Here is an 18,579-nt window from a genome sequence, read left to right as displayed (position 1 = left end):
CCGATCCTGGTCAGCCGCGCCGCAGCTCCCAGCGCGGGCCGTGCGGGGTGTCCTCGACCGAGATTCCCGCCTCGTTCAGCCGGTCGCGGATCTCGTCGGCCGCCGCGTAGTCCTTGCGCTTCCGCGCCGCCTGGCGCTGCTCCAGGGCCACGGTCACCAGGGCATCGACGACCTCGCGCAACCCCGTGTCCTCGGCCCCCGCCCACTGTTCGGAGAGCGGGTCCAGCCCCAGCACCCCGAGCATCGTGCGCAGGTCCGCGCCGAGCTCGGCGACGCGCTCCTTGCGCCCCTCCGACAGCGCCGTGTTCCCCTCGCGCACGTGCCCGTGGACGATAGCGAGCGCCTGGGAGGCGCCCAGGTCGTCGTCGAGCGCCGCCTCGAACTCCGCCGGGACACCCGGCGCCGGTTCGATGTGCCCGACGACCTCGGTCGCCCGCGTCAGGAACCCCTCGATCCGCTGGTAGGCGGCGGCCGCCTCGCGCAGCGCCTCGTCGGAGTAGTCGATGACCGACCGATAGTGCGCCTGGCCGAGGTAGTAGCGCAGCTCGACCGGCCGCACCTTGCGCACCATCTCCGGGATCAGCAGCGAGTTGCCGAGCGACTTGCTCATCTTCTCGCCGCCCATCGTCAGCAGGCCGTTGTGCAACCAGTAGCGGGCGAACCCGTCCCCGGCGGCCTGCGACTGCGCGATCTCGTTCTCGTGGTGCGGGAAGACCAGGTCCAGCCCGCCGCCGTGGATGTCGAAGGTCGCGCCGAGGTACTCGGTGGCCATGGCCGAGCACTCCAGGTGCCAGCCCGGCCGCCCACGGCCCCACGGCGTGGCCCAGCTCGGCTCCCCCGGCCGCGCGCCCTTCCACAGGGCGAAGTCGCGGGGGTCGCGCTTGTCGCGGTCGGTGTCGGTATCGGCGGCGCCGCGCATCTGGTCGACCCGCTGGTTGGACAGCGCCCCGTACTCGGGGAACGACCGCACGTCGAAGTAGACGTCACCGGAACCGTCGTCGGCGGCGTACGCGTGCCCGGCGTCGATCAGCCGACGCATCAGCTCGATCATCTGCGGCACGTGCCCGGTCGCCCGCGGCTCCACAGTGGGCGGCAGGCAGCCGAGGATGTCGTAGGACCAGTCGAACGCGCGCTGGTTGCGCTCGCTGACCTCCCACCACGGCACGCCCTCGGCCTGCGCGACGTTGATGATCTTGTCATCGATGTCGGTGACGTTGCGGCACAGCGTGACGCGGTAGCCCTTGTAGACGAGCCAGCGCCGGAGTATGTCGAAGTTCACACCGGAGCGCACGTGCCCGATGTGCGGAGGCGCCTGCACCGTCGCGCCACACAGGTACAGCGAGACACACCCCTCGTGCAGGGGCGTGAAATCGCGGACCTCGCGGGCTCGGGTGTCATAGAAGCGCAAACTCACAGTGCCAAGGGTAGCTGTTTCAGGGCCACGCGGGGCCGCCTCGTCGCATGACGGTGACCTCTGTCCGCCTCCGGTCACCCCGCCGCGGTCGTCCATGCGAACGCGCCTCGGAGCCACTCAGCGGCCTTCGGGAATTGGACGTGATCTATTTCCCGTCTTAGTGTCCGAAGAAACCGAGGCATTCCCCACTCCCGGTCACCCTTCCGTCACCCGACCCCGCATAATCCGCGACGAACTGGACCGTTTTCTTTTGCCGACGGCACGGCCGACCGATCTGGATCCGGCCACTTTCGGGCAGAACCTCGTGTCAGCGGGGATTGCTGGACTACCCTTCTGCGCACGATGGCCGTTAAACCCTCCTCCGAAACCACCGGTCCGCGCACCGCTCGCGGGCAGGCCGACACCGGCTCCCCGCTCCCCGCCATCGCCCTGACGGGGGTCGGGGTACTGCTGATCGCCGCATGCGCCGTTCTGCTCTCGTACAACGGCATCTACCAGATCGCGCTCCAGGGCGGCATCGAGCGGCGGTACGCCCACCTGTACCCGGGCGGCTTCACCCTCCTGCTCCTGATGGCGTTCGGGGCCAGCTACCTGCTGCGCGCCGCTCCACGGCCACGCCGCCTGTGGGCGGACGCGCTGATCCTCGCCCTGATCCTGCTGGCGGCCGGAGCGAGCGCGCTGAACGCCACCGAGACTAGGGTCCCCACGGGCGTGGTCGTCGTCGCCGTCGCCGCGACCCCCTGGCTCGCCCTGCTCGTCGCGTTCCGCGTGTTCATGTGGGTCTACACGCACCTGCGCGGCGAGAACGAGGACCGCGCCACCCCGGCGCCCCGGCGCGGCGCGGTCGCGCCGCCGCCCGTCCCTGCTGAACAGCCCCTGGTGGAAGCGGCGAAAGAGGAGGCCGATCCGCCCGCTGTCCGGACCACCGGCCCGTTCCCGAACCCGGCGGTGACGCGTGAGCGGTCGGAGGACACCGACACCGACGACGGCGAGGGGGAGGAGAGCGAGGACGACAGACGCGCGGAGGCACCCCCGACTGAGGAGCGGCGGCGCAAGCCCGCCCTGCTGTGGCCCCGCGCCGAGACCAAGGACAAACGCCCGAAGAGCGGCGACAGCGCTGCGGAGGCGAGCGCGAGCGGTCCTCTCTCCGGCACGAGCCCTGACGTCGTTGCGAACCCCGCCCCCGACACCGTCGGTGATGACGACGTTGATGACGATGTGACCGTTACGCCGGTGCCCAGTGTCCACCTGCTGCGGCCCGTGGATACCCCGGCGGACACCCCTGTGGACGCCGGTGACCGGCCGGAGGCCGAACCCGCGGAGACGGCTGAACCGGCCGCTGAGGCCGCATCGACCGCCGAGCCGGAGCCCGAGCCCACGCCCGCTGCGGACCCTGAACTGGTCGCCGAGCCTCTGCTGCCACCGACGCCCGCCGATGAGGAGGACGAGTGGGCGGACAAGGCGCAGGCGATCGAGGAGATCCGCAGGGCCGAGGAGGCCAGGGAGGCGGAGAGGCGCCGGGAGGACCGGCGCGCCGAGCACGGCGAGCCGACCGATGACAGCGACGGCGAGGGCGACACGCCCGAGGACCCGCACGACGGGAGTGACTCGGGCGGGCTGCCGAAGCGCACGCCCGGCTCCGGAAATCCGATCAAGGAGGCGGTGGAGGTCGCGGCCAGCGGCGGCCACCCAGTGGACCTCGTGCGGGGCCCGGACGATGCGAGCCCGGCTGACCAAGCGGTCGACGCCCCGGCCGCGGAGGCCGATGACAGCTTCCCGCACGACATCATCCCGGGCGATCCCACGAGCGACGAGGCCGAGATCGTGCCCGTGCACGCGCCGGACCAGCCGGATGACGGCGGGGATGGGGATCGCGCGCCGGCGGGGGCGTCCCGAGACGCGGTGAGCGAAGAACCGCAGGACGCGCCTGCTCCGGCTGAGGAGCGCGACCCCCTCGAGAAGCGGCCGATGGTGCTCAAGCCGCGCCGACAGCCGATGGCCGCCTTCCCGTTTCCCTCAGACCCGCCGTCCCGCATGGTCCGCAGTGAGCCCACGCCGCCGCAGGACTGACCGGGGCTGACGACGGCCGAAACGGGGGCGGGGGACCTGGTACAGGTCCCCCGCCCCCGTTTACGTTGACCGCGTCGGCTCTACTCGTCCCGCGGCACGCACAGGGCCGTGGCGACGGCCGCGATCCCCTCGCCCCGGCCGGTGAGGCCCAGGCCGTCGGTGGTCGTCGCCGACACCGTGACCGGCGCTCCCACCGCCTCCGAGAGGGCCTTCTCCGCCTCCTGGCGGCGCGGCGCGAACTTCGGCCGGTTGCCGATGATCTGCACCGCGACGTTGCCGATCTCGAAGCCCGCGGCACGGACCCGCGACGCCGTCTCCGTCAGCAGCGCGGCGCCCGAGGCCCCCTTCCACCGGGGGTCGGATGTGCCGAACTGCGCGCCGAGGTCGCCCAGGCCGGTCGCTGAGAACAGAGCGTCACAGGCGGCGTGCGCGGCGACATCGCCGTCGGAATGACCGCTCATGCCGTCCTCGCCGGGCCATTCCAGACCTGCGAGGAAAAGGACACGTCCTGACATAAATGGGTGGACGTCGGTTCCGACGCCCACCCGTGGCATTTTCACCATGAATGCAGTGGTTCTTCGTGGCCTTTATTAATTGGTGAGGACTTCGTCGAGGAGGGCTTCGGCCTTGTCCTCGTTGGTCTTTTCCGCGAGTGCGAGTTCGCTGACCAGTATCTGCCTGGCCTTCGCAAGCATTCGCTTCTCTCCGGCGGAGAGACCGCGCTCCCTATCGCGCCGCCAGAGGTCGCGGACGACCTCGGCCACCTTGTTGACATCCCCGGAGGCGAGCTTCTCCAGGTTCGCCTTGTAGCGCCGCGACCAGTTGGTGGGCTCTTCGGTGTGCGGCGCGCGCAGCACCTCGAAGACCCGGTCCAGGCCTTCCTGGCCTACCACGTCGCGAACACCGACATCCTGGGCGTTCTCGGCAGGCACGCGTACCGTGAGATCACCCTTGTCGACCCTCAGAACCAGGTAGGTCCTATCCTCACCCTTAATGGCGCGAGTCTCGATCGCCTCAATACGAGCAGCCCCATGATGGGGGTAGACAACGGTGTCGCCGACCTTGAAAGTCATGTGACAAGTACCCCTTCCGCTACCACAAGGGTACCATGAATCTGTGACTTAACGTACCTATTCCGTTTGTGTACGCGCAGGTCAGCGGCGCTTTTCAGGGCTTGACAAAGTGTGCCGGAGGTGCTTCCGGCACCCAGGGAAACCGTTCCGGCCACACGTTCTCGCCGGTCATCGCCGACCGCAGTACCTACCCAGAGTAACGGGTAGAAGCCGCTGACGGAATCGAGAAAACTCGCGGATGCCCCCGCCTCTGACCCCGGATCGCCGGTGGCGCAAGGAGCGCGGCCTCCACGACGTGATATTCGCCACTGACAGCGGGGCGGCCGTGTCCATGACTCCGGCCGTCCCCGATCCGAGCTCGTCCTGCTAGCCAGACCTCCCTCTGGCTAGACCTCCGGGTCGTAGTCCTTGGGCTTCTCGCCGGTGACCATGTAGACGAGGTTGTCCGCCACGTGCACGGCGTGGTCGCCGAAGCGCTCGTAGAAGCGACCGGCCAGGGTGACGTCCATCGTCGCCTCGACCCCGTGCTGCCAGCCCGGACGCAGGATCCGCTCCAGCAGCTTGCGGCGCAGCCGGTCCATCCGGTCGTCGTCGGCGTCGAGCTCCAGCGCCGTGTCGACGTCGCGGTTGCCCACGACCTCGCCAGCCTTGATGACGAGCAGCTCGGCCTGGTGCCCCATCTCCAGCACGATCGAGCGCAGCTCGGCCGGGATGGCGGAGTCGGGGTGGCGGCGCCGCGCGATCTTCGCGATGTGCACCGCGTGGTCGCCCATCCGCTCCAGGTCCCCCGCCATGTGCAGCGAGGTGATGATCATCCGGAGGTCCTGGGCCACGGGCTGCTGCCGGGCCATCAGATCGAACGCGCTCTTCTCGATCTCGTCGTCGAGGCGGTTGAGCTCATCGTCTCCGGAGATGACTTCCTGGGCGGCGGTGAGGTCGGCGTCGAGCAGAGCCGTCGTCGCGCGCGCGATGGCGTTCCGGGCCAGCCGTGTCATCTCGACGAGCCGCTCGCCAAGAGCGTCGAGCTCCTCATGGTAGGTGTCGCGCATGGTTCACATCGTCCCAGGTAGTAGCTGAATCACTGCGGAAGGATCGGTGAATAATCGCAGAATCTAGGTTGTAACACATGGTCATTCGGGTAAAGCCCGGATCCGCCCGCTTACGATCGAAAATGTGCAAGGAGAACTGCTGGCCGCGGTCGCCGGCATCGTTGGGCTGGTGATCGGCCTCGCCGCCGGGCTCGCCTTCCGTATCAGCGAGTCGGGCCGCAGCCGCGCCCCTGAGCCGCCGCTCACCTCGGAGCTGCCACCGGGCATCGCCGAGGTGCTCGCCGCGCTGCCCTCGTCCGCCGTGGTCCTCGACCCCGCCGACCGCGTGCTGCGGGCGAGCTCGGCCGCGCGCGCCTTCGGCATCGTGCGTGGCGAGGAACTCGTCATCAGCGACCTGTTGGCGCTGGCCCGGCGCGTGCGCCGCGACGGCGTCATCCGCGAGACCGAGATCGAGGTGGCCGTTCGCAAGTTCGGTCCCGACGCTACCTCCTTCGCCGTCCGCGTCGCCCCGCTCGGAGGCACCGGACTGGTCCTGGTACTCGCCGAGGACCAGACCGAGCGCCGCCGCGTCGAGGCGGTCCGCCGCGACTTCGTCGCAAATATCAGCCACGAGCTGAAAACACCGGTCGGCGCGCTGTCGCTGCTCGCCGAGACCGTCGCCGACGCCAGCGACGACCCCGAGGCCGTGCGCCGCTTCACCGGCCGCATGCAGCAGGAGGCCGCCCGGCTGACCAGTGTCATCCAGGACCTGATCACCCTCTCCCGGATCCAGGGCGCCGAACCGATGACGGAGCCCGGCAAAGTGGAGGTGGCCACCGTGGTCGAGGAGGCGCTCGACGCGGTGCGCATGGCCGCCGACGCCAAGGAGATCGAGCTGGTCTCCAGCGGCACCGACGACATCACCGTCATGGGCGACGAGGGCCTGCTCGTCACGGCCATGCGCAACCTCGTGGCCAACGCCGTCGCCTATAGTCCAGAGCGCACACGCGTATCGGTCTCCGCTGATGTCACCGAGAAAGCGGTGGAGATCAGCGTCGCCGACCAGGGAATCGGCATCCCGCCCCAGGACCTGGAGCGCATCTTCGAGCGGTTCTACCGCGTCGACGCGGCCCGTAGCCGCGCCACCGGAGGGACCGGCCTCGGGCTGGCCATCGTCAAACACATCATGACCCACCACCGCGGTGAAGTGACCGTGTGGAGCAAGGAGGGCTCGGGGTCGACGTTTACACTGCGTCTTCCCCGGCCGCAGACCCGCGAGCGGACGGGCTCGGGGGAACACACCTATCGGGAGGCAGCACAGTGACGCGTGTACTTGTCGTTGAGGACGAGGAATCCTACAGCGATGCCCTGTCGTACATGCTGCGCAAAGAGGGCTTCGAGGTCGCGGTGGCATCGACGGGGACGGTCGCGTTGGACACGTTCGACCGGACCGGGGCCGACCTGGTACTTCTCGACCTGATGCTGCCCGGCCTGCCGGGCACCGAGGTGTGCCGAACGCTGCGGCAGAAGTCCAACGTGCCAGTCATCATGCTCACGGCCAAGGACAGTGAGATCGACAAGGTCGTCGGCCTGGAGCTGGGCGCCGACGACTACGTGACCAAGCCGTTCTCCTCGCGTGAGCTCGTCGCCCGCATCCGGGCGGTACTCCGCCGCCGGGGTGAGGACGAGGTGGCCCTGCCCACCGCCCTGGAGGTCGGTCCGGTCCGCATGGACGTGGAGCGGCACGTGGTGACGGTGCGCGGCGACAGTGTCCAGCTCCCACTGAAGGAGTTCGAGCTGCTGGAGGTGCTGCTCCGCAACGCGGGGCGGGTGCTGACCCGGATGCAGCTGATCGACCGGGTGTGGGGCGCCGACTACGTGGGCGACACCAAGACCCTCGACGTGCACGTCAAGCGACTGCGCGCGAAGATCGAGCACGACCCCGGCAATCCGAAGTTCATCGTCACCGTCCGCGGCCTGGGCTACAAGTTCGAGCCCGCCGCCGCGGAGGGGTAGCCCACCCCCTCCGTTGATCTCGGGAATATTGGGGTCTCAGCGCCGCTTTTTACCCCAATATCTCCGAGATCAACGGAGGATGGGGTATCAGACCTCGACGATGACGGTGAACGGGCCCTCGTTGGTGAGGGACACCGACATCATGGCGCCGAACACCCCGGTCGCGACCTCGGCTCCCAGATCGCGGAGCTCCTTGACGACCGCGTCGACCAGGGGTTCGGCCACCGATCCGGGCGCCGCCGCCTGCCAGGTGGGGCGGCGTCCCTTGCGCGCGTCGCCGTACAGCGTGAACTGGCTGACCACCAGCAGCGGGGCGCCGATGTCGGAGCAGGACTTCTCGTCGTCGAGGATCCGCAGCTTCCACAGTTTCGCGGCGAGCTTGCGGGCCTCGGCCTCGGTATCGCTGTGGGTGACGCCGACCAGCGCCAGCAGGCCGGGCCGGGTGATCTCGCCGACGACGGCGCCCTCGACCGTCACCGCGGCGTTGGCGACGCGTTGCACGACCGCTCGCACTGCTGCTCCCCGCCTTTCTGTGGCTCTCTACACGAGTGTGCGGAACTGGCGGGCGTTGGAGATGACCCCCGCCAGGGTCAGGGTGAACGTCTTGATGGAGTCGGCGAAGTCCGCCAGGGTCCAGTCGTCGGGCCCCACGTACCAGGGCAGCGCGTCGCCCTGCATCTCGTCGGAGCCCGCGGATGCCAGGATGCCCGCCCACCGCTCGACGTTGTCGAAGATCATCGCGTAGGGCAGGTAGCGGGAGAACAGCCGGACCCGCTGGCCCTCGGGCACGTCGGCGGTGTCGGCGCCGAGCAGGTAGGCGCGGAAGCCCAGGGTGTGGGCGTAGACCGTGCTGCCCAGCGCCGTCTTGGCGGGCATGTACTGCGCGCCGACAGTGACGGCGGCGCCCGCGATGATGACGGCCAGCCCGGTGAACGCGGCGCTGGTGAAGACGGCCAGCAGCACGGTGAGGGCGACGCCGACGACCGTGAGCGCGATGCCGCCCGTGGCCCAGCGGTTGCGCTCCACATTGGGCCGGTTGGCGAACCACTTGAGCCGCACCATGTCCCGGTAGAGCTCCTCGCGGACGTCGGCCAGCCGGCCGGCGAAGCCGCTGTGCCCCAGCTCGGAGAGTTTGATCTGGTGCCACTGGTCGAACAGGGCGTCGAGCAGCTTGCGCTCGTAGGGCAGCAGCGCGTCGTCGGCCGGGGAGGGGTTCTGTTCCAGGCGCCAGTCCACGGGCGAGAACTGGGCGTGCGGCAGCTCCCGGATGGTCAGGTGGCCGCGCACAGCGAGGTCGACGACGGTGGCGGTGAGGTCGACCACGTTGACCTGGTCGTCGACGAGGGTGCCGATCTGACCGGGGTGGACGTCGTCGGGCGGGTGGAAGCGGATTCCGCCGGGGTCCCCTGCGCCGGGCTCCAGCGGGGCGTGGTCGCCCGCGGCGGCGTGGGTGCGCAGGGCGCGCTCGTCGCGGCCGCGGATCCGGATCAGCGCGAACAAGCCGCCGACGAGGACCACCAGGAGCACGCCGAAGATGCTGCTGGTCATGGGGGTGATGGCGAAGGCGGAGCTCAGCGACCAGCTCCGCTCCAGGATGGGGGTGCCGGGGGCGGTCCCCGCGGGGTAGCCGACGACGATGTCCAGCCGCTGGCCGGGGGCGAGGTCGGCCTGCAGGAAGCGGGCCACCAGCGCCTGGTGGCCGCCCATGTCGGAGGAGGTGCAGTAGATGGAGCTGCGCGGCTCCCCGGCCGCGCAGGACAGTGCCACGGGCGGCAGCGGGGCGTCGACGACCACGTTGGTCTCGGCGACGGGGGCGCTGTAGCCGCCGACGGCCGTCCACCCCAGTTCCACGCCGTCGCCGACCTCGTCCACGACGCCGCGCACCTGGTAGCGCAGGACGACGGTCTCGGCCTCGGCGGAGTCGAGCCGGATGTCGGTGGTCGTGCGGTGCTCGTCGGTGGTGGTGGCGACCGCGGACCCGTCGGCGGCCTCGGCGGCGACGTCGTCGATCTCGTAGAGCCGGTCGTTGTCGGCGTCGTAGGGTTCGCGCGTGACGAAGGTGCGGGTGAACTCCTCGGGTGCGGCGGTGCCGAAGGAGATGGTCTCCTTGGCGTGCAGCACACCGTCGTCGTCGAGGCGCAGGGAGATGTCGTTGACGATGCGGTCGCCGCGCTCGGAGGGGACGACGGCGTGGTTCGGCGGGGCTGTCGAGGCCTGGGCGGCGGAGGGCGATTCGGACGCGGTGGCGGGTGCGGTGGGGAGGGCGGTGAGAAGTGTTGCCGCCACGACTGCCGCGGCCGCCGGCACCGGGCGCATGATCCGAACCCACCACATGGCGTGAGAGCCTATCCGTTCACCCCGGTCGACGTGATACCGGCCGGTCACGGATTGGGGACAGGGAGGGCAAGAGAGGGCACAAGCCCGCCATACCCGTCATAATCGTTCAGGTCGGGCGTGGCAGGGGCCGCCCGGCTCACACTGACCGGCGGGTGGCGCGTGCGCGCTCCGCCGGCAGCCATCCAACCGCCGACGGGGGGTGAATCGGCCATGGCCCAGACCCGGGCCAGAACGCGCCTGAGCGACGGCCGGGTGCGCGACGCGCGGCGCTACGAGCTTCCGGAGTACGCGCGCAGAACGCGGCGGCGGCTGAACCCCGCGGTGACGATGGTCCTGCTGACCGGCCTGTCGGCCATCGGCCTGGCCGGTTTCGTGAGTGTCTCGGCGATGTTCAGCGACCCGGGTCGCCCCACTGCCGGAGGGGGAGCCGCGGCCGGTAGCGGCGTGGCCTCCCGTGGCCCCGACGTCCTCACCGACAACCCGCTGTACGAGGGCGAGCGGCTGACCGAGGTCACCTGCCCCGCGCCGGAGCTCGACCCGGACGACCCGGAGTCGATGGCGGCCTTCCTCCACGAGATCACCGACTGCCTCGATAAGGCGTGGAGCGAGGAGTTCGCCGAGACGGACATGGCGTTCGAGCGCCCCACCCGGGTCTACTGGTACGCCTCCGGACAGAGCCCGTGCGGCAACTTCCCGGCCGAGGGCACGGCCGCGTTCTACTGCCAGGCCAACAAGGGGCTCTACCTCGGTGTCGAGGACATCGTGCGCAACTCCGGCGACAATCGGCACCCCGAGGCCTACACTTTCCTGCTCAGCCACGAGTACGCGCACCACGTGCAGGGCGAGGCGGGGATCCTGACCTACTTCCACAGCGCGCGTGGCGGGAAGGACAGCGCCCAGGACCGCCACCTGATGACCCGGCGCAGCGAACTGCAGGCCAACTGCCTGGGTGGGACGTTTCTGGGTGCGATCGGCGACACGTTCCCGATCACCGACCGCGCGCATGCGAATATCCTCAAAGACGCTGAGCGTCGGGGCGACTACAGCACCGACGACCGAACGCACGGCTCCCCCGAGAACGGGGGGATGTGGACCGCCCACGGAATGGACCGGGGGGACCCGGCCGCATGCAACACCTGGATCGCCCGGGAGGACCTGGTCGAATGACGGCGGAGCGGCGCGCGCCCCAGCGGCCGGATGGATCAACGGACAAGCGTGGAACCGGGTCTCGGTGAGCCGCCCGCGCACGGCCGAGGCGCCCTGGGGCGCCTCGGCGGATGGCTGCTGCCCCAACAACGCCGCCTGGCGCTGTACGCCGCTCTCACCGTCTTCGTCCTCGCGCTGACCGCCCTGGCCTGGAACGCGACCACCGGAGGCGCGGACCCCCAGCCGCCAGCGAGCGCCGGGGCCGGCACCGCGCAACCGCCCACGTCGGATCCGGGCGACCTGCGCGGGACGCCGGGCTCGGATACCGGTGGCGGCGAGGAGGCCGACGCGCGGCGCCCGTCGGGCGAGTCCGCCCTCGTGGCCAACCCCCTCTACGACACCGGGCGGCTGTCCCCGCTCCCCTGCCCCGCCCCCGACCTCGACATCCACGACCCCGACTCCGTCGAAACCTTCCTCAACGCGATGGCCGACTGCCTCGACGACACCTGGCAGCGCCAGTTCGACCGGGCCGGGATCCCGTTCCACCCGCCGCGGCGGGTCTTCTGGCGGGAACCGGGCCGCAGCCCCTGCCGCGACTACCCCTCGGCCGCCGGTGCCTTCTACTGCCGCGCCGACACCGGCATCTACATCGGCGTGGAGGACGTCGTGCGGAAGTGGAACGAGGCCGACGACAGCGTCGTCTACGCCTCGCTGATCGCCCACGAGTACGGCCACCACGTGCAGGGCGAATCGGGTCTGCTGGAGTACTACCACGAGCGGCGCGGCCAGGAGGCCGACCGCGAGGACCAGAACAGCTGGACCCGCAAGAGCGAACTGCAGGCCAACTGCTTCGCCGGGGCGTTCCTCGGCTCCGTCCAGGTCAGCTACCCCCTCACCGACGCCGACCGGTCGGCGGTCCTCACCGACGCCGAGGCCACCGCCGACCGGGAGAACGGCCCGGAGGAGGAGCGCACCCACGGCACGGCGGAGAACAGCCGCTACTGGCTCGACCAGGGCCTGACCGGACAGAGCCCCGGCACCTGCAACACCTGGGCGACCGAGAATACGGCTCTGCTGGAATGAGCGACTGCGGTCATACGAATTTGCCGCCGTGCGTGTGAAAATCGGGATATGCCGGATGAGCGTGCGGTGGAGTTGCGAATCCACGGTGTCAGTGGCGGCGAGGCAGAAGAATTGCTGGACGTCGAACCGGCGATGCGGATCTCCGGTGACGGCCTGGCCGGGTTCTTCCGGTGGCGGCGCAAACCCGACACCGAACTGGAGGACGACGTCCCCCGCGAGATCTTCGCCTGGGGCAACCTGACCTCCGGTCGCGCCTCCCGCGCGCTGTGGCTGCTCCTGCTTCCGTTCATGCTGGTCAACATCGCCTACTGGATGCGGCCCGGGCGGCCGGGCGACCGCCCCGGCCCGGTGCGCCGCCTCGCCGACACCGGCTACGGGCTGGCGGTGCGCCTGCTCGCGCTGAGCCTCACCATGCTGCTCACCCTGGCCGCGGCCGGGGTGGGGATGGACCTCATCGGCTGGCAGTGCTCCGGCTACGCCGAGCAGTGCGCGGAGCTGCGCCCGCTGCTCGGCTTCCTGTCCGCACCCGAATCGCCCGTGGCGACGCCGGGATGGGCGCTGGTCATCGGCGCGCTGCTGCCGCTCGTGGTGATCGCGCTGCTCTGGCGGCTGTCGCGGCGGACCGAGAGCGTCTACGAGGTCGTGGAACCGCCCTACAAGCCCGTCCACCACCCCAAGGCGCCGCTCAGCGACCCGGAGTTCTGGCACAACAGCCGGACCATGGGGCGGCTGCGCTCGGCGCACATCGCCGCGGCCGTCGCCGCGGTGACCACTCTGCTGCTGGCGCCCGCGCTGGGCTACGACCGGGCGGTCGGCTCCCCGGTGCTGGGCACGACGCTGTCCGTCCTGGTCGCGCTCACCTTCACCGGCAGCACGCTGAGCGTCCTCGTTCCCGGGACCGATCCCCGGTGGAACGGGTACGCCGACGCGATCTGCCGAGTGCTGCGCAATCTGGCGCTGTTCCTGCTCGCGGTCACGCTGCTGTATGTGCTGGTGCCGCGACCGGGGTGGGAGGCCACCGGCCGGCTGCCCGGCTTCGGCGTCGGGCTCAACGCGCTGTTCGCGGCCCAGTGCGCGCTGGGGGTGCTGCTGCTGGTCAGCGCCATCGTGCTGTACCGGGGCGGGCGGGCGCACGCCGACATCCCGCTGCGCGGCATGGCCGGTCCTGCCGCCGCCGCGCTCGGGACGCTGCTCGGCGGCGTGCTGACGGCGGCCGTGGTCTACCAGTCCGCCGGGATGCTGGGCGGGTGCTACTACCCCGGCGCGAAGGCGACCGGGTGCATCGAGCTGCACGCTCCCGGCGGCTTCGCGTGGCTGCAGCTCGCCTTCACCATGGAGGCGGTCATCGCCCTGGTGGCGGGTGCCGTGCTGTGGATCTGGATGCACAACCGGACCCGGCGCGAGGTCGACGTGGTGGCCGCGCTGTACCAGCGCGACCCGCGGGAGCGCCGGACCCGCGAGCTGGCCAAGGCGCGGGCGTTCGGCAGCCTCACCGAGACGCTGCCCGCCGTCCTCGCGGCGTTCCTGCTGCCTGTCGTCGCGCTGATCGTGCTGGTCCTGTATTCGGCGGTGACGGGGCGGTTGTCGGTGGCGCCGGAGGCGGTGGACGGCCCGTTCATGGCCGTCTCCGGGGCGACCGGCTGGATCCAGGGAACGGTCGCGGCCATGGTGACGGTGGGCTCGTGGCTGGGCGGGCTGTTCCTCGTCGCGCTGGTGGCGATCGGTGGCAGCGCCTACCGGAACCGGCCGACCCGGCAGGTGGTCGGGGTGCTGTGGGACATCGGGACGTTCTGGCCGCGCGCCGCCCACCCGCTCGCGCCGCCGTCCTACGCCGAGCGGGCGGTACCGCAGCTGGTGGCGCGGGTCGCGGGGAAGACGGGCCGGGGGATCGGGGTGGTGCTCTCCGGCCACTCGCAGGGGTCGGTGCTGGCGGCGGCGACGGCCTGGCAGCTGCCCGCCCGCTGTCGGTCGCACGTCGTGCTGCTCACGCACGGCTCGCCGCTCTACCGGCTGTACGCGCGCTACTTCCCCGCCTACTTCGGCCCGCGGGCGCTGGGCGACCTCTACGCGCGGGTGGACTACTGGCGGAACCTGTGGCGCGCCACCGACGCGATCGGCGGCCCCATCGAGGTGGAGCGCGACGCGGAGGAGGGCGCGACGGCGTTCGTCGGGTTCGCCGAACCGCTGCCGGACCCGCGCCACTTCGACCCCGGCGAGGGCGAGGCCCTGCGGCCGCCGGTGCTCGGCCACTCCTTCTACACGCGCGATCCCGCCTACACCGAGGCCGCGTTGGCGGCGGTCAGGCGGGTGGCGCGGGCGCCGGAGGTCGAGCGGCTACCACGGCCCGTAGGGTCCGTCGTTACGGCCGATCCCGCGCACCGCGGGGCGGACGTCGAGCAGGAAGATCAGTGAGGCGACGAGCGCCAGGAAGGTGAAGAACCCGTAGGACGTCAGGGCGGCGCTCAGGGAGACGAACAGCCCGACACCGAGGATCCCCACCCACAGGCCCTTGGTCTGCTTGTCCATCGCCGGATACGCCTGCGCAGGAACGCGCAGTGCCTCGATGAACGCGTACAGGGTCGTGACGAAGATCGCGATGTAGATGATCTGCCAGACGAACACGATCGAACTGCCGAGCACGAGCCGCTCCGAAACATTGACGTGACGATGGGCTTCCCCGGCCGCGCCGGGACCCGCCTTCCCCAAACACAACGCCGAACGCCGCCGGATCGTGCCCGACCCGAGCGTGTCCCACGTGACCGCGCCGCCCGACGGCCGGGCCCGCGCGAGGACCGGCGTCACATGGGCAGATGCCACAGACCCAGGGTAGTGACCATCAGAATCGACGCCGATCCCAGGACGGTGACGGTGGCCCGGCGCGACAGCTCGCCGACGGGGTTGAGCAGGCGCGAGACGCGGGTGACGACCTCGGGCTGGTCCACGGCGGCGGCCAGCGCACCGGCCGGGACCGCGGCGGAGCCGGAGGTGCCGAAGCGCACCAGCGCCTTCGCCAGCTCCTTGGGCGAGCGCTCGCGGCCCGCCTGGTCGTCGGCGCACATCTCGATGAGCAGGGCGACCGCGCTGTAGTAGGTCTCGACCAGCTTGACGTGCGGGAAGGCGCGCTTGAGCGAGGAGAACGGGAGCAGCACGAGGTCGTGGCGCTGGCGCAGGTGGGCGTGCTCGTGGGCGATGACCGCCGCGAGTTCGTCGCGCTCCAGCATGCGCAGCGCTCCGGCGCTGATGACCACCTGGGAGCGCAGGACGCCGGGCAGGCAGTAGGCGGCGGCCACGGGGTGGTCGAGGATGCGGGCGCCGGGCACGTCGGGGTCGTCGCGGGCCACGAGGCCCAGGAGGTCGTGGTGGCGCCGCCGGGTGCGCACCACCTGCACGAACGAGGCGACCAGACCGCAGAAGAGGAGGAGGGTCAGGCCGAACGCGAGGACCACGGCCGCGATCTGCGCGGAACCGAAGGAGGTCCCGGCGATCTCGGACAGGTAGAGGTCGTGCGAGGCGGCATCCTGGAACAGGGAGATCAGGCCGCCGAAGACGCCGCGCTCATAGGGCGCGAGACCGAACGCGAGGAGCGCGCCGATGGTGGAGATGCCCCAGGCCAGGCCCAGCGCCTGCCACGCGATGACGGCGACGTAGGGGCCGCGGACCGGCCACGAGGCCTGTCGGAGGCGTGCCGCCGCGAAGAGACAGCCGACCGCGATCACGGTGAGCAGAGCGGCACTGACCATACGGCTACGTCCTTGGCTCGTCGAGATCCGCATCGGCGAGGGCACGGCGAAGCGCTTCGGCTTCGGTGCCGCTCATGGACCGTACGAAGGCCGCCAGGGCGGCATCGCGGTCACCGGTCTCGCCAAGCGCGTCGTACATGAGCTCGGACACGTAGCTCTCCCGGCTGGCGGCCGGGCGGTAGCGCCACGCGCGCCCTTCCCGATCCCGGGAGACGACCTCCTTCTTGGCGAGGCGGTCGAGTACCGTCATCACGGTGGTGTGGGCGAGGTCGCGATCCGCGAGGGCCCGACCCACTTCACGCACTGTCAACGGCTCGTCCTGTGCCCACAGTACATCCATCACCGCACGTTCAAGATCTCCGAGCCGATTCATACCTCAAGTCTACCGAGGGTAGTACTACACCACGTCGCACCCCTGAGTTACATCCCTCTTCCTCTGACTATGGAGGCATCCCGTGACTTCCAATGCGGCCTGGAGTTCATTCGCGGTCGGCAAGCAGGCGCAGGAGGCCTTCGCGGCATTCGACAGTGTGGAGATGGACTTCACCGGCTCGGCGACCGCCTGGCGCTACGGCGGAGGACGTGATCTTTCGCGACTCGCCGAAGACGCCTGGGAAAAGGAGGGCTATATGGACATCCACCTGGTTCAGGGCGACATCACCGAGCAGCGGGTGGACGCGATCGTGAACGCCGCGAACACCTCCCTCCTCGGGGGCGGAGGTGTGGACGGCGCGATCCACCGGAAGGGCGGGCCGGAGATCCTCGCCGAGTGCCGACAGCTGCGGGCCTCGACCTACGGGAAGGGACTGCCCACGGGGCAGGCCGTGGCGACCACGGCGGGGCGGCTGCCCGCGCGGTGGGTCATCCACACGGTCGGCCCCGTGCACAGCGCGACCGAGGACCGGTCCGCGCTGCTCGCCTCGTGCTTCCGGGAGTCGCTGCGGGTCGCCGACGAACTCGGCGCGCACAGTGTGGCCTTCCCCGCCATCTCGACCGGGGTCTACCACTGGCCGATAAACGACGCCGCGCGCATCGCCGTCCGGACGGTCCGGGAGACCCCGGCATCCGTGCGCGACGTGCGTTTCGTTCTCTTCGACGCCAACGCATACGCGGCGTTCGAGCGGGCGGTCGGCGCGTCGGACTCATCAGACCGGTAGTGGCACACGGAGAAAACCCGCCATCCCGGCACGCGAAAACCCGCCATTGACTACAGTTGGTAGTCTAATGCCTACCCTTCGATGTCGGAGCGTGCGCACCCGGCACCGAAACCCGCGCCCCCTACCCCCACCCGATGCGGACCCGCATCGGTTCCATCCCCACTCCTAGGATCTCGGTGTGTTCACGACTGTTTCCCGCAGGGCCCTCCTCCTGGTGGCGACCTCGCTGGTCGTAGCGCTCGCAGCCGCGCTCGCCGCGTTCAAAGGCACCGAACAGCACGCCGGGGCGGCCGCCCAGGACACCGCGCCCCGCCCCCGGCCGAGCGTGAACAGCACACCCCAGAACCTCGTCGCTCCGCTCCGCTCGCGCCCCGGCGAGGTGGCCGTCTGCGAGGAACCCGGCACCGACGAGATCCTGCACGTCCCCGACCCGGGCGCCCCGGCCCCCGGACGCCCCGTCTGGGTCCGCCGCCCACCCGGCCCCGACAGCGCCGACCTGCCCGTGCTCTACCTGCTGCACGGCTCCACGAGCACGCACCGCACGATCATGGAGGCCGACATCGGGCCGCTCCTGGACGAGGAGATGTGCCGCAGCGGGGTGGAGTTCGTCATCGCCGCGCCCTTCGGGCAGGAGATCGGCGGCGCCGACACCGAGTGGGGCGACGCGGTCGACGGCAGCTTCAAGATCGAGACCTTCGTGACCGAGAAGGCGATCGAGGCGGTCGAGGGCGACCACCGCCGCCCCCGCGCGATGCGCGCGATCGGCGGCTTCTCCATGGGCGGATACGCGGCCGCGGCGCTACCGCTGCGCCACCCCGACCTCTACTCCCAGGCCGTCAGCTGGGCGGGGTACTACAAGGTGGACGACCCCAGCGGCACCTTCGGCGACAACGCCGACGCCCACGCCCCCGACCAGCTCGTGGACGAGCCAGGCGTCCGCGACATCCGCTTCATGCTCGTCGAGGGCACCGACGACCGGACCCCTCTGCAGGAGGGCAGCATCCACGGCGAGGCGCGGCGGTTCGAGAAGCTGCTGCGCGAGCGCGACATGACCGTGCGGACCTCCTTCCCCGAAGGCGAGCACGACTTCGAGACCTGGAAGAAGACCTTCCCCGAGGCCGTGGACTTCCTCGTGGAGCAGTGGGCCGCCCCCGACCTGGGAATCGCCCCGACGTCCAGCGCGGACTGACCCGACGCCGCGCCCCGCTCACGCGGCGGGCGTCCCCACGGTCGGCCGGGGAAATGTGGTCCGTCTCTCTCCGCCCGCCGCGACGGGCCGGTCCTTCTGTGCCGGCTTCCCCGGCCGTGCGGCCCCGCAGGCCCGCGTGGGCGCCCGATTCACCCCGATTACCCCACCCCGGACGCACGCCGCGCGCAGCGCGGCGTTCATCATAGGTAGCGCTTCGCACATCGCGGGGACGGCCCGACCGGGGAACACGACGCGCCGTCGCCCGTGTTGTGGACAGGAGAAGGGCGCGGCAGCCGAAAGAGGGGACGGAAACATTGGTCGCGGAC

At 70.7% G+C, this 18,579-nt stretch carries 17 protein-coding genes; 8 read left to right on the top strand and 9 right to left on the bottom strand.

Annotation, left to right across the window (positions count from 1 at the left end; all coding sequences use genetic code 11):
• Positions 1-10: 10 nt before the first annotated feature.
• Positions 11-1,414: a cysteine--tRNA ligase gene (cysS, locus tag CDO52_RS04805; RefSeq protein ID WP_026126304.1), complete on the bottom strand. Its 1,404-nt coding sequence runs from the start codon at positions 1,412-1,414 to the stop codon at positions 11-13.
• Positions 1,415-1,756: 342 nt separating this feature from the next.
• On the opposite strand from cysS, the gene CDO52_RS04800 reads away from it, so the two are divergent.
• Entirely contained in the window at positions 1,757-3,484 is a 1,728-nt protein-coding gene (locus tag CDO52_RS04800; RefSeq protein WP_020380415.1) for a DUF2637 domain-containing protein, read from the top strand.
• 80 nt (positions 3,485-3,564) lie between these two features.
• Here the strand turns inward: CDO52_RS04800 and ispF are convergent, their stop codons facing one another.
• The 3 genes from ispF to phoU all read right to left on the bottom strand — a co-directional run bounded on the left by ispF (position 3,565) and on the right by phoU (position 5,606).
• Entirely contained in the window at positions 3,565-4,038 is a 474-nt protein-coding gene (ispF, locus tag CDO52_RS04795; RefSeq protein WP_193373711.1) for a 2-C-methyl-D-erythritol 2,4-cyclodiphosphate synthase, read from the bottom strand.
• Positions 4,039-4,074: 36 nt separating this feature from the next.
• On the bottom strand, positions 4,075-4,557 hold the full coding sequence (locus CDO52_RS04790) for a CarD family transcriptional regulator (protein ID WP_017621237.1): 483 nt from the start codon (positions 4,555-4,557) through the stop codon (positions 4,075-4,077).
• A gap of 386 nt (positions 4,558-4,943) precedes the next feature.
• Positions 4,944-5,606, bottom strand: coding sequence for a phosphate signaling complex protein PhoU (phoU, locus tag CDO52_RS04785; protein WP_017621238.1), 663 nt, complete (start codon positions 5,604-5,606; stop codon positions 4,944-4,946).
• Positions 5,607-5,730: 124 nt separating this feature from the next.
• Between phoU and CDO52_RS04780 the strand changes: the two genes are divergently transcribed.
• Both CDO52_RS04780 and CDO52_RS04775 read left to right on the top strand, forming a co-directional pair.
• On the top strand, positions 5,731-6,909 hold the full coding sequence (locus CDO52_RS04780) for a sensor histidine kinase (protein WP_394340777.1): 1,179 nt from the start codon (positions 5,731-5,733) through the stop codon (positions 6,907-6,909).
• Positions 6,906-7,601 carry a response regulator transcription factor gene (locus tag CDO52_RS04775; protein WP_017621240.1) on the top strand — a complete coding sequence of 232 codons (696 nt, stop codon included), beginning with the start codon at positions 6,906-6,908 and terminating at the stop codon, positions 7,599-7,601. Before CDO52_RS04780 ends, CDO52_RS04775 begins: the two co-directional genes overlap by 4 nt.
• 87 nt (positions 7,602-7,688) lie before the next feature.
• Here the strand turns inward: CDO52_RS04775 and dtd are convergent, their stop codons facing one another.
• Complete coding sequence (gene dtd / locus CDO52_RS04770; protein ID WP_017621241.1) at positions 7,689-8,114, bottom strand: D-aminoacyl-tRNA deacylase; 426 nt, start codon at positions 8,112-8,114, stop codon at positions 7,689-7,691.
• 27 nt (positions 8,115-8,141) lie between these two features.
• Positions 8,142-9,917 (bottom strand): DUF2207 domain-containing protein, encoded by a 1,776-nt coding sequence (locus CDO52_RS04765; protein WP_232524385.1) that lies wholly within the window; start codon positions 9,915-9,917, stop codon positions 8,142-8,144.
• 231 nt (positions 9,918-10,148) lie between these two features.
• Between CDO52_RS04765 and CDO52_RS04760 the strand changes: the two genes are divergently transcribed.
• The 3 genes from CDO52_RS04760 to CDO52_RS04750 are packed head-to-tail and all read left to right on the top strand — an operon-like array spanning position 10,149 to position 14,579.
• Positions 10,149-11,105: a neutral zinc metallopeptidase gene (locus tag CDO52_RS04760; RefSeq protein WP_017621243.1), complete on the top strand. Its 957-nt coding sequence runs from the start codon at positions 10,149-10,151 to the stop codon at positions 11,103-11,105.
• 48 nt (positions 11,106-11,153) lie between these two features.
• Entirely contained in the window at positions 11,154-12,167 is a 1,014-nt protein-coding gene (locus CDO52_RS04755; RefSeq protein WP_017621244.1) for a neutral zinc metallopeptidase, read from the top strand.
• Positions 12,168-12,215: 48 nt separating this feature from the next.
• Positions 12,216-14,579 (top strand): hypothetical protein, encoded by a 2,364-nt coding sequence (locus CDO52_RS04750; RefSeq protein ID WP_017621245.1) that lies wholly within the window; start codon positions 12,216-12,218, stop codon positions 14,577-14,579.
• Here CDO52_RS04750 and CDO52_RS04745 read toward each other — a convergent pair.
• The 3 genes from CDO52_RS04745 to CDO52_RS04735 all read right to left on the bottom strand — a co-directional run bounded on the left by CDO52_RS04745 (position 14,502) and on the right by CDO52_RS04735 (position 16,280).
• On the bottom strand, positions 14,502-14,807 hold the full coding sequence (locus tag CDO52_RS04745) for a DUF2516 family protein (protein WP_017621246.1): 306 nt from the start codon (positions 14,805-14,807) through the stop codon (positions 14,502-14,504). The genes CDO52_RS04750 and CDO52_RS04745 overlap by 78 nt on opposite strands.
• 158 nt (positions 14,808-14,965) lie before the next feature.
• Positions 14,966-15,907 carry a M56 family metallopeptidase gene (locus tag CDO52_RS04740; RefSeq protein ID WP_017621247.1) on the bottom strand — a complete coding sequence of 314 codons (942 nt, stop codon included), beginning with the start codon at positions 15,905-15,907 and terminating at the stop codon, positions 14,966-14,968.
• A 4-nt stretch (positions 15,908-15,911) separates the two neighbouring features.
• Positions 15,912-16,280 carry a BlaI/MecI/CopY family transcriptional regulator gene (locus tag CDO52_RS04735; RefSeq protein ID WP_083920105.1) on the bottom strand — a complete coding sequence of 123 codons (369 nt, stop codon included), beginning with the start codon at positions 16,278-16,280 and terminating at the stop codon, positions 15,912-15,914.
• Positions 16,281-16,536: 256 nt separating this feature from the next.
• On the opposite strand from CDO52_RS04735, the gene CDO52_RS04730 reads away from it, so the two are divergent.
• Positions 16,537-17,064, top strand: coding sequence for an O-acetyl-ADP-ribose deacetylase (locus CDO52_RS04730; protein ID WP_026126309.1), 528 nt, complete (start codon positions 16,537-16,539; stop codon positions 17,062-17,064).
• A 178-nt stretch (positions 17,065-17,242) separates the two neighbouring features.
• Positions 17,243-18,253 carry an alpha/beta hydrolase-fold protein gene (locus CDO52_RS04725; protein WP_017621250.1) on the top strand — a complete coding sequence of 337 codons (1,011 nt, stop codon included), beginning with the start codon at positions 17,243-17,245 and terminating at the stop codon, positions 18,251-18,253.
• The last annotated feature ends 326 nt before the right edge of the window (positions 18,254-18,579 follow it).

The organism is Nocardiopsis gilva YIM 90087 (assembly GCF_002263495.1).
Lineage (GTDB): Bacteria > Actinomycetota > Actinomycetes > Streptosporangiales > Streptosporangiaceae > Nocardiopsis_C > Nocardiopsis_C gilva.
Note: the sequence above shows the minus strand (reverse complement) of the source record. Positions and strands in the feature narration are given on the sequence as shown.